The sequence below is a fragment of the Sedimentitalea arenosa genome (genome assembly GCF_016428585.1).
Classification (GTDB): Bacteria; Pseudomonadota; Alphaproteobacteria; order Rhodobacterales; family Rhodobacteraceae; genus Sedimentitalea; species Sedimentitalea arenosa.
The window spans coordinates 63081-72200 of the sequence record NZ_JAELVR010000008.1 but is presented as its reverse complement, the minus strand read 5'-3'; the positions used below and the strand labels follow the sequence as shown (position 1 = coordinate 72200).

The following is a 9120-nucleotide window of genomic DNA, read 5'->3' as shown; positions in this document are numbered from 1 at the left end:
CCCGCCCGACCGACCCAGATTAGGCAGAGGCGCGAGGGCTGTATGGATCAGGCACAGATCGAAATTCAGGTGATTGGAACTCTGGCACGGATCGCGGCCCGGGAATGGGATGCCTGTGCTTGTCCGGAAACGGCGGACGGGGGGCGCCCGATCGACCCGTTCACCACCCATCGCTTCCTGTCCGCCTTCGAAGAGTCGGGATCGGTGGGCGCCGGCACCGGCTGGCAGCCGCAATACCTGACAGCCTATCTCGACGGACAATTGATCGCATGCGCTCCGATGTATGCGAAATCGCACTCCCAGGGAGAGTACATTTTCGATCACAACTGGGCCCACGCCTGGGAGCGGGCGGGCGGGCGCTATTATCCGAAACTGCAAATCGCGGTTCCGCACACACCCGCCACGGGGCGGAGGTTCCTTGTGAGGCCCGGCTATGAGCATATCGGTCAGTCGGCACTGGTGCAGGGGGCCGTGCAACTTGCCGCCGACAACAGGGTCTCGTCGCTGCACGTGACGTTCTGCACGGGCGAGGAGGCCGAAGCAGGCGCTCAGATGGGACTGATGCGGCGCACCACCCAGCAATTCCATTGGCTGAACCGCGATTTCGCCGATTTCGACGCTTTCCTCGCCACACTCTCCTCTCGCAAACGCAAGAATATCCGCAAGGAACGTTCGCAGGCCAACGGGTTCGGTGGTGAGATCCATGTACTGACCGGCGATGCGATCCAGCCCGAACACTGGGACGCCTTTTGGGTCTTCTACCAGGACACCGGGGCGAGGAAATGGGGCACGCCCTATCTCACGCGGCGGTTCTTTGACCTGGCGCAACGCGACCTGCGCGCCGACCTCGCTCTTGTGATGGCGGAACGGGACGGTCGTTGGGTCGCAGGGGCGTTGAACGTGATCGGTCGCGATACGCTCTTCGGCCGTTACTGGGGTTGTATCGAACATCACCCCTGCCTGCATTTCGAACTGTGCTATTATCGCGCCATCGACATGGCCATTGAACGCGGGATGTCTCGGGTCGAGGCGGGGGCGCAGGGGGAGCACAAGCTGGCGCGGGGGTATCTGCCGAAGCAAACCCACAGCCTGCACTGGATTGCGGATGCCGGCTTTGCCGAGGCCGTGGGGCGCTATCTGGATGCTGAGCGCGACGCCGTCGAGGAAGAGATCGAGATCCTGACCGAATATGGTCCGTTCAAGAAGATCGAAGTGGAGGAACAGGAATGACCGAGAAACTCTCAGCCGAAGCCCGGGGACCTCTGCTGGACCCGTTGCTCAAGTCCGGTTGGACGATGGCCGACGGGCGCGACGCGATCACCAAGACTTACGAGTTTGGCAATTTCGTCGAGGCCTTCGGGTGGATGACGCGGGTCGCGATCTGGGCCGAGAAATGGGACCACCATCCGGAGTGGAGCAACGTCTACAAGACCGTCACCGTGGTTCTGACCACGCACGACGTGGGCGGTCTCAGCGCTCTGGATGCCAAGCTCGCGCGCAAGATGGACGGTTTGGCCTGACACCCGAAGGCCAGGCGAAATCCTAGCGGCGTCCGACACCGTTGGCATAGGCCATGTTGGCGGTCTGGAACATCGCGGCGAACTGCGCCTCGGTCACGTAGCCGTCACGCAAGTCTATGTCGCGCGGCGCCCGGACCGGGTACTTGCCGGTGACCTGGACGGAGCGGTTGACGCTGCTGAAGCGGAAGCAGCGGTTGTTCCAGCAGTTCTGCCCATCCGACAGTTGGATCTGGGTTTCACCGCCAGCACCGGATCGCGACGGATTGTCGGGCACTGCGCAGGCGGCGAGCAAGAGAAGGGCGGGCAATAGGGACGCGCGAAGAAGGGTCATGTGCTCTCCGGGGAACGTGTGTCGTCTGGGATGGAACCGTGCCGTTGACCGGCGGTCTCAGGGGCGGATGGTCCATCCGCCCCTTTAGATGGATCACATTTCGGCCAGCAGGCCTTCGCCGGCGGATGTTTCGCACTGTCCGGGATTGTCCTCGAGATTCAGGATCTTGACGGTGCCATCCTCGACCAGCATCGCATAGCGCTTGGAGCGGGCGATCAGCCCGGCGGGCGGCGCGTCGAAATCCATGCCGATCGCCTTGGTAAAGGCGCTTTCGGGATCGGACAACATGGTGATCCCGGCATCGGCGGCACCGGTCGACTCGCCCCAGGCCTTCATCACGAAGGGGTCGTTGACCGAAACGCAGATGATCTCGTCCACGCCCTTCCCGTCGAATTCGGCCTTGGTGCGCATGAAGCTGGGCACATGGGCGGAATGGCAGGTCGGAGTGAAGGCGCCCGGGACGGCAAAAATCACCACCTTGCGGCCCTTCGTCTTCTCGGCCAATGCGACCGGCGCAGGGCCTTCGGAGCCCATCTGAACCAGCGTCGCGTCAGGCAGCTTGTCCCCTGTTGAAATCGTCATGCCTTTGCCCTTTCGTCATGTTGAGTTTGATGTACCTGCGCATATAGGATTTATGGGCGGGGAAACACAGCTTTCGTGGATCGAGGGGCCAAGATGAGTCATTTCGTGGTGATCGGTGCAGGGCAGGCGGGGGCGTCCCTGGTCGCGAAACTGCGCAAGAACGGCTTTGACGGAGAGATCACGCTGATCGGTGAGGAACCGATCGCGCCCTACCAGCGCCCGCCGCTCAGCAAAGGGTATCTGCTGGGAGAAATGGCGCTCGAACGGCTGTTTCTGAGGCCGGAGAGTTTTTATGCCGACCAGAACATAACCCTGCGCCTTGGCGCGCCGGTGACGGCGATCGATCCGGCGGCCAAAACCGTGACCGTCGGTGACGCAACCATTTCCTATGACCAGTTGGCCCTGACCACCGGGTCCGAACCGCGCCGCTTGCCCGCCGCGATCGGCGGTGATCTGGAGGGCGTTTTCGTGGTGCGCACCCTCGCCGATGTGGACGCTATGGCGACCTCTGTCCGCGACGGAGCGCGGGCCCTGATCGTCGGGGGCGGCTACATCGGACTGGAGGCTGCCGCGGTGGCCCGCAAATGCGGTGTCGACGTCACTCTGGTTGAGATGTCCGATCGCATCCTGCAGCGCGTGGCTTGCCCCGAAACCAGCGATTTCTTCCGTGACCTGCATCGCGCGCATGGTGTGGACATCCGCGAAGGCGTCGGGCTCGACCGGTTGACCGGAACAGGGGGACGGGTGAGCGGCGCCGTGCTGACCGACGGCACTGCGCTGCAGGTCGATTTCGTCGTCGTCGGTGTGGGCATCGTGCCCTCGACCACCTTGGCCGAGAAGGCAGGGCTGGCCATCGAAAACGGCATAAAGGTCGACGAACATGGCCGCAGCTCGGATCCGGCGATCTGGGCTGCGGGCGATTGCGCCTGCTTTCCTTATAAGAGCGGCCGATTGCGGCTGGAAAGCGTTCCCAACGCCATTGATCAGGCAGAATGCGTCGCGGACAACATGATGGGCGCGGACCAGCCCTATGTGCCGCGGCCCTGGTTCTGGTCGGATCAGTACGATGTAAAGCTTCAGATCGCGGGCCTGAACACAGGCTATGACCGTGTCGTGACGCGAAAGGGCGACAAGGGCGCGGTTTCCTTCTGGTATTTCGCGGGTGATCGGTTGCTGGCGGTGGACGCGATGAATGATCCCCGTGCCTACATGATCGGAAAGAGGTTGATCGAAGCGGGAAAATCACCGGATGCGGAGATCATCGCGGCGTCCGGCTCGGATCTGAAAGCGCTGTTGAACGCGTGAGGATCATCGCCGGACAGTTCCGGGGGCGAAGCCTCGCCGGCGTCGGCAAGGGCGATGCGAGTGCGCACCTTCGTCCGACCACGGATCGGGTGCGCGAGAGCCTGTTCAACGTGCTGGTGCATCGGCATGAAATCACGGGCGCGCGGGTGCTGGACCTCTTCGCGGGCACCGGGGCGCTGGGGCTGGAGGCGTTGTCGCGGGGGGCCGCCCATGTCACTTTCGTCGATGATGGCCGGGTGGCGACGGGCCTGATCCGGCGCAATGTCGAACTGACGGACAGCGGTGACCGGACCACCCTGATCCGGCGCGATGCGACCCGACTGCCATCCGCGTCCGAGCCGCCCTGCGACCTGGTGTTCCTGGACCCGCCTTATGGCAAGGGTCTTGGCGTGCGTGCGCTGGCCTCTGCGACCGCGGGCGGCTGGATCGCACAGGATGCGCTGATCGTGTGGGAAGAGGGCGACGCCGTTCCGGTCCCGGAAGGTTTCGAACAGCTTGATGCGCGCCGATATGGCGATACGCATGTGACGTTGCTGCGCTTCGTCGGGTAGAATTCGACCCAATGCGCGGATCGTGATAGGCTGGATCGCATCATGACAGAGGTTTTACGCGCAGCCTTTTGGCCCTGGAGCGGCCCGCACCGGACGCAGGATAAGGTCAGAACCGCGCCCGAGCGGCGGTCCTCGCCGGTCTTTGTTCACGACGCGGTGACGCCGTGGCGGGGTGAGACCATGCTCCTCGATCTGTTGCGAAACCAGAGCGAAAGCGGTCGCGATCAGTCGTAGGTGGGGTGGAAGCGACCCGAGGGCGACAGGGTAAAGATATCGCAGCCATCGCTGGTCACGCCCACGGAGTGTTCGAATTGCGCCGACAGCGACTTGTCGCGGGTCACCGCGGTCCAGTCGTCCGCCAGCGTCTTGGTCTCGGGGCGACCGAGGTTCACCATCGGTTCGATCGTGAAGAACATGCCTTCTTCCAGCAACGCTCCGGTTCCGGGACGGCCATAGTGCAGGACGTTGGGCGGGGCATGGAACACGCGGCCCAACCCGTGGCCGCAGAAATCACGCACGACGCTCATCCGATGCGCCTCGACATAGGATTGGATAGCGTGGCCGATGTCGCCGAAGGTATTGCCCGGGCGCACCATCTCGATGCCCTTCATCAGCGCGTCATGGGTCACCTGGATGAGCCGCTCGGCCTTGCGGGGCAGCTTTCCGGCAACGTACATCCGGCTGGTGTCGCCGAACCAGCCATCGACGATCACGGTCACGTCGATATTCAGGATGTCACCGTCCTTCAGCGTCTTGGCGCTGGGAATGCCGTGACAGACCACATGGTTCACCGAAATGCAGCTTGCATGCTGATAGCCCTTGTAGCCGATGGTGGCCGACTTGGCGCCGGCCGCCTCGACCATGTCGGTAATCGCCTTGTCGATGGCTTCGGTGGTCTGACCGACCTGAACGTAGGGCGCGACCTCGTCAAGGATACGCGCGGCAAGCGCACCGGCCGCGTGCATCCCGGAAAAGTCTGCCGAATCGTAGATGCGTATGCCGTCCTTGGTCAGACGGCCACGAAGTTCGTTATTCACGGATCGCTCCATCATCGTGATCTTGCACGCAATTTAGTGCTTTTGGCGCGAAAGGACCAGAGGCGCTCAAAAGGTCACCTCCAGGGGTTCTGCGATCTCGATCCCGGTCGCCGAAATACGGGTGCCCAAGCAAAGCGTTTCGACGCCCGCCTGCCGGGCCATGTCGAAGGCGGTGGCATAGGTGGGGTCGATGTCGCGCGCGAGGTCGAAGTGGGTGCAATCGGTCCGCTGGACCAGGAACAACATGACCGCGCGATGTCCGAGACGCGCGACGTCGGCCAGTTCAGCCAGATGTTTCGCACCCCTTGCAGTGACGGAATCGGGAAACTCGGCCAAACCCCTTTGCCGCGAGAGCGTCACGCTCTTCACCTCGACATAGGCGTCGGGCAGGCCCGACTCGGTCAGCAGGAAGTCGATGCGACTGGAGGTGCCGTATTTCACCTCGGGCCGCACGGCCCCGTAGGCGGCGAGCGTGGCAACGCGACGATTTTCAAGAGCCTGGCGCAGCACCCTGTTGGGGACCGAGGTGTCTACTCCGGTGAAATGGCCGTTCTCGTGATCCACCAGCCGCCAGCCGAATTTCAGCTTTTTCTTCGGATCGTCATTCTCTTCCAGCCAGACCCGCATGCCCGGATCGGCCAGGCCCAGCATCGATCCGGGATTGGCGCAATGGGCGGTAATCTCGCGCCCGTCCTCAAGCCGGCAATCGGCGAGGAACCGTTTATAGCGGCGGATCAGCCGCGCCGGCACGAGAGGGGGTTCAAAGCGCATGAGCGCGGGACTATACCTGCGACACGCGCCATTCAAGGGAGGCTTGTCATGGCCAATCCATCCGCCGCCATGCTCGTGATCGGGGACGAGATCCTCTCCGGTCGCACGCGTGATTCCAACATGCACTTCCTCGCAGGCGAGCTGACCAAGCACGGCATCGACCTCAAGGAGGTGCGCGTCGTGGCCGATGACCGCGACGCGATCGTCGCGGCGGTCAAGGCGTTGTCCGAAGGCCATGACGCGGTGTTCACCAGCGGCGGGATCGGGCCGACCCATGACGACATCACGGCGGACTGCATCGCGGCGGCCTTCGAAGTCTCGATCGACGTGCGCGACGATGCGCGGGCGATCCTGCAAGCGCATTACGACGCCACCGGGCTCGAGCTGAACGCTGCGCGCCTGCGCATGGCGCGCATCCCGGAGGGCGCGACCCTGATCGACAACCCGGTATCGCGCGCACCGGGCTTCACCATCGGCAACGTGCACGTGATGGCGGGTGTTCCGGCCGTCTTTCAGGCGATGGTCGCCAGCGTGCTTCCGACTCTGACGGGAGGCGCGCCGCTGCTGTCACAGAGCCTGCGGGTCTATCGCGGCGAGGGTGACATCGCGGACCTGCTGGGCCAACTCGCGGCCGAATACGCGGATCTGTCCATCGGTTGCTACCCGTTCCAGAAGGATGGTGTCTTTGGTGCCAACGTGGTCGTGCGGGGGCAGGACGGTAGCCGGGTCGATGCGGCGATGGCCGATCTGGCCCGGGGTCTCGACTTGTGACGGCGGACTCGTCCTTCTGGTCCGAGGTGATCGACGGAACCTGGTCAGCGGCGCGCTACAGCACGCTTGGCCCGTGGACATTGCGCGAGGGTCGCGGCGGTGGCGGGCGGGTGTCGGCGGCGACGCTTTCGACGGTCGCGACACCGGTCGACGAGGACCAGATCACCGCCGCCGAAGGCGCGATGCGCGACATGGAGCAACCGCCGCTCTTCATGGTCCGACCCGAGGAAACCGCCTTGGACGGCCAACTGGCGGCACGGGGCCACGTGGTGCGCGACCCGGTCACGATCTATACCTGCCCGCCGGACGCGCTGATGAGCGAACCGATTCCCCGTGTCACCGTCTTCACGATCTGGGAGCCGCTGGCGATCATGCGCGAGATCTGGGCCGCGGGTGGGATCGGGCCAGAGCGAGTCGCGGTGATGGAGCGCGTGCCGGGGCCCAAGACAGGCTTTCTTGCCCGCCACCGCGACAAGCCCGCCGGGGTCGCCTTTGCCGCCATTCATGGTTCGGTGGCCATGGTACATGCGGTCGAGGTGCTGCCGCATCAGCGGCGGGCCGGGATGGCACGCTGGATCATGCGCGCAGCGGCCTTCTGGGCAGCCGAACAGCAGGCCGACACTCTGTCAGTGATCTGCACTCGGGCGAATGTGGCGGCGAACGGGCTCTATGCTTCCCTCGGGATGCAGGCTGTGGGACAGTATCATTATCGCCATCTGAAAGACGGAGCCTGAGCCCGGATGACCAACAACGACATGCCCACCGCCCTCGATCTGCCCATGGTCGACCCGTTGCCCGAAGCGACGCGAAAATACTTTGACATCTGCACCGAAAAACTGGGCATGATCCCCAATGTCCTGAAGGCCAATGCCTTCGACATCGACAAGCTGAACGCCTTTACGGGCATGTACAACGACCTGATGTTGGCCGACAGCGGGCTCAGCAAGCTCGAGCGCGAGATGATCGCGGTGGTGGTCTCGTCGATCAACCGGTGTTTCTATTGCCTGGTCGCGCACGGGGCCGCCGTTCGGCAATTGTCGAACGATCCGATCCTGGGCGAGATGCTGGTCATGAATTACCGGGTCGCGCCGCTGGACGCGCGCCAGCGGGCGATGCTGGATTTCGCGGCCAAGATGACCACGGCCAGCGCGACGATCGAGGAAGCCGACCGGCAAGGTCTGCGCGATGTGGGGTTCAGCGATCGGGACATCTGGGACATCGCCAACGTGGCCGGCTTCTTCAACATGACCAACCGCGTGGCCAGCGCCACCGCGATGAAGCCCAACGACGGGTATCACGCGCAGTCCAGATGATCGCCCGTCTCGCCCTTGGCTGTGCGCTGGTGCTGGCGCCCCAGGCCGGCGCAGCGCTCGAGCCGGTTCTGCCGACGACGGCCCGCCAGCTGACCGAACGGGCAAGCCCGCTGGACAGTTACCAGTTGCCGCTCGGGGTCTGGAGCGAGGGTGGCATCCCGGCGGAGACGGTCGAGGGCCGGGTGACGCGCCGCAGCTGGCGCATCGATGGCGGCGCGATCACGACGCTGCAGGTGCTGAGCCCGCTGCGGGCGCAGATCGACGAGGAAGGCTATGACGTGGTATTCGAATGCGAGGATCGCGCCTGTGGCGGCTTCGATTTCCGCTTTTCGACGGAGGTGATCCCTGCGCCGGACATGCATGTGGATATGCGGGACTATCGCTTCGTGTCGGCCCGACGCGCCGAAGGCGATGCGCTCAGCCTGCTGGTCAGCCGCAGCCGCAACGCGACCTATATCCAGTTGATCGAGGTGACGCCGCCGGACGCGACCGGGGGGGTGATCCTCGCAGCGCGCGCACCGGGTCAGGCGCAGGATGCCGGCGACGCGCAGGACGTGGTCGAAATCCTGCTCGAGCGGGGCCACGTGGTGCTCGCGGATCTCGATTTCGAAACCGGGGCCGACACGCTGGGGCCCGGTCCGCACGAGTCGCTCTCGGGTCTCGCGGATTACCTGAGTCGCGCCCCAGGTCAGAGAATTGCACTGGTCGGGCATACCGACACCACCGGTGGGCTCGACAGCAATATCTCGCTTTCAAAACGCCGGGCGGAAGCCGTGCGCAGGCGTCTGATCGAAACCTATGGCGCCGACCCGGCGCAGGTCGATGCCGAGGGTATGGGCTATCTTGCCCCCATCGCCTCGAACCTGACCGAAGAGGGTCGCACGGTGAACCGCAGGGTCGAGGCAATCCTGTTGTCAGGCGACTGATCGCGCGGGGTGT

Annotated in this window: 12 protein-coding genes; 8 read left to right on the top strand and 4 right to left on the bottom strand. The window is 64.2% G+C overall.

The window, feature by feature from the left end; translation table 11 throughout:
- Nucleotides 1-42: 42 nt before the first annotated feature.
- Nucleotides 43-1230 (top strand): GNAT family N-acetyltransferase, encoded by a 1188-nt coding sequence (locus JF290_RS12385; RefSeq protein WP_199025205.1) that lies wholly within the window; start codon nucleotides 43-45, stop codon nucleotides 1228-1230.
- Nucleotides 1227-1520 carry a 4a-hydroxytetrahydrobiopterin dehydratase gene (locus JF290_RS12380; protein WP_199025204.1) on the top strand — a complete coding sequence of 98 codons (294 nt, stop codon included), beginning with the start codon at nucleotides 1227-1229 and terminating at the stop codon, nucleotides 1518-1520. Before JF290_RS12385 ends, JF290_RS12380 begins: the two co-directional genes overlap by 4 nt.
- A 22-nt stretch (nucleotides 1521-1542) precedes the next feature.
- Here the strand turns inward: JF290_RS12380 and JF290_RS12375 are convergent, their stop codons facing one another.
- Both JF290_RS12375 and JF290_RS12370 read right to left on the bottom strand, forming a co-directional pair.
- Nucleotides 1543-1851, bottom strand: a complete 309-nt coding sequence (locus JF290_RS12375; RefSeq protein WP_199025203.1) for a hypothetical protein — start codon at nucleotides 1849-1851, stop codon at nucleotides 1543-1545.
- 93 nt (nucleotides 1852-1944) lie between these two features.
- On the bottom strand, nucleotides 1945-2433 hold the full coding sequence (locus tag JF290_RS12370) for a peroxiredoxin (protein WP_199025202.1): 489 nt from the start codon (nucleotides 2431-2433) through the stop codon (nucleotides 1945-1947).
- A gap of 93 nt (nucleotides 2434-2526) precedes the next feature.
- On the opposite strand from JF290_RS12370, the gene JF290_RS12365 reads away from it, so the two are divergent.
- Both JF290_RS12365 and rsmD read left to right on the top strand, forming a co-directional pair.
- Nucleotides 2527-3738, top strand: coding sequence for an NAD(P)/FAD-dependent oxidoreductase (locus JF290_RS12365; protein ID WP_199025201.1), 1212 nt, complete (start codon nucleotides 2527-2529; stop codon nucleotides 3736-3738).
- Nucleotides 3735-4289, top strand: a complete 555-nt coding sequence (gene rsmD, locus JF290_RS12360) for a 16S rRNA (guanine(966)-N(2))-methyltransferase RsmD (protein ID WP_199025200.1) — start codon at nucleotides 3735-3737, stop codon at nucleotides 4287-4289. The genes JF290_RS12365 and rsmD overlap by 4 nt, the downstream gene beginning before the upstream one ends.
- A gap of 224 nt (nucleotides 4290-4513) precedes the next feature.
- Here rsmD and map read toward each other — a convergent pair whose 3' ends face one another.
- Complete coding sequence (gene map / locus JF290_RS12355) at nucleotides 4514-5341, bottom strand: type I methionyl aminopeptidase (RefSeq protein ID WP_199025199.1); 828 nt, start codon at nucleotides 5339-5341, stop codon at nucleotides 4514-4516.
- A gap of 51 nt (nucleotides 5342-5392) precedes the next feature.
- Nucleotides 5393-6097 carry a DNA/RNA nuclease SfsA gene (sfsA, locus tag JF290_RS12350; protein WP_199025198.1) on the bottom strand — a complete coding sequence of 235 codons (705 nt, stop codon included), beginning with the start codon at nucleotides 6095-6097 and terminating at the stop codon, nucleotides 5393-5395.
- A 48-nt stretch (nucleotides 6098-6145) separates the two neighbouring features.
- Here sfsA and JF290_RS12345 point away from each other — a divergent pair, with 48 nt between their 5' ends.
- From JF290_RS12345 to JF290_RS12330, 4 genes are read left to right on the top strand one after another with little or no spacing between them, the layout of a single operon-like run.
- Nucleotides 6146-6868 carry a competence/damage-inducible protein A gene (locus JF290_RS12345; protein ID WP_199025197.1) on the top strand — a complete coding sequence of 241 codons (723 nt, stop codon included), beginning with the start codon at nucleotides 6146-6148 and terminating at the stop codon, nucleotides 6866-6868.
- A complete protein-coding gene (locus JF290_RS12340) occupies nucleotides 6865-7602 on the top strand; it encodes a GNAT family N-acetyltransferase (RefSeq protein ID WP_199025196.1) in 738 nt (245 codons plus the stop codon). The genes JF290_RS12345 and JF290_RS12340 overlap by 4 nt, the downstream gene beginning before the upstream one ends.
- 6 nt (nucleotides 7603-7608) lie before the next feature.
- Nucleotides 7609-8181, top strand: a complete 573-nt coding sequence (locus JF290_RS12335; protein WP_199025195.1) for a peroxidase-related enzyme — start codon at nucleotides 7609-7611, stop codon at nucleotides 8179-8181.
- The gene (locus JF290_RS12330; RefSeq protein WP_199025194.1) at nucleotides 8178-9107 is read left to right on the top strand and encodes an OmpA family protein; all 930 of its coding nucleotides are present in this window, start codon (nucleotides 8178-8180) and stop codon (nucleotides 9105-9107) included. Before JF290_RS12335 ends, JF290_RS12330 begins: the two co-directional genes overlap by 4 nt.
- The last annotated feature ends 13 nt before the right edge of the window (nucleotides 9108-9120 follow it).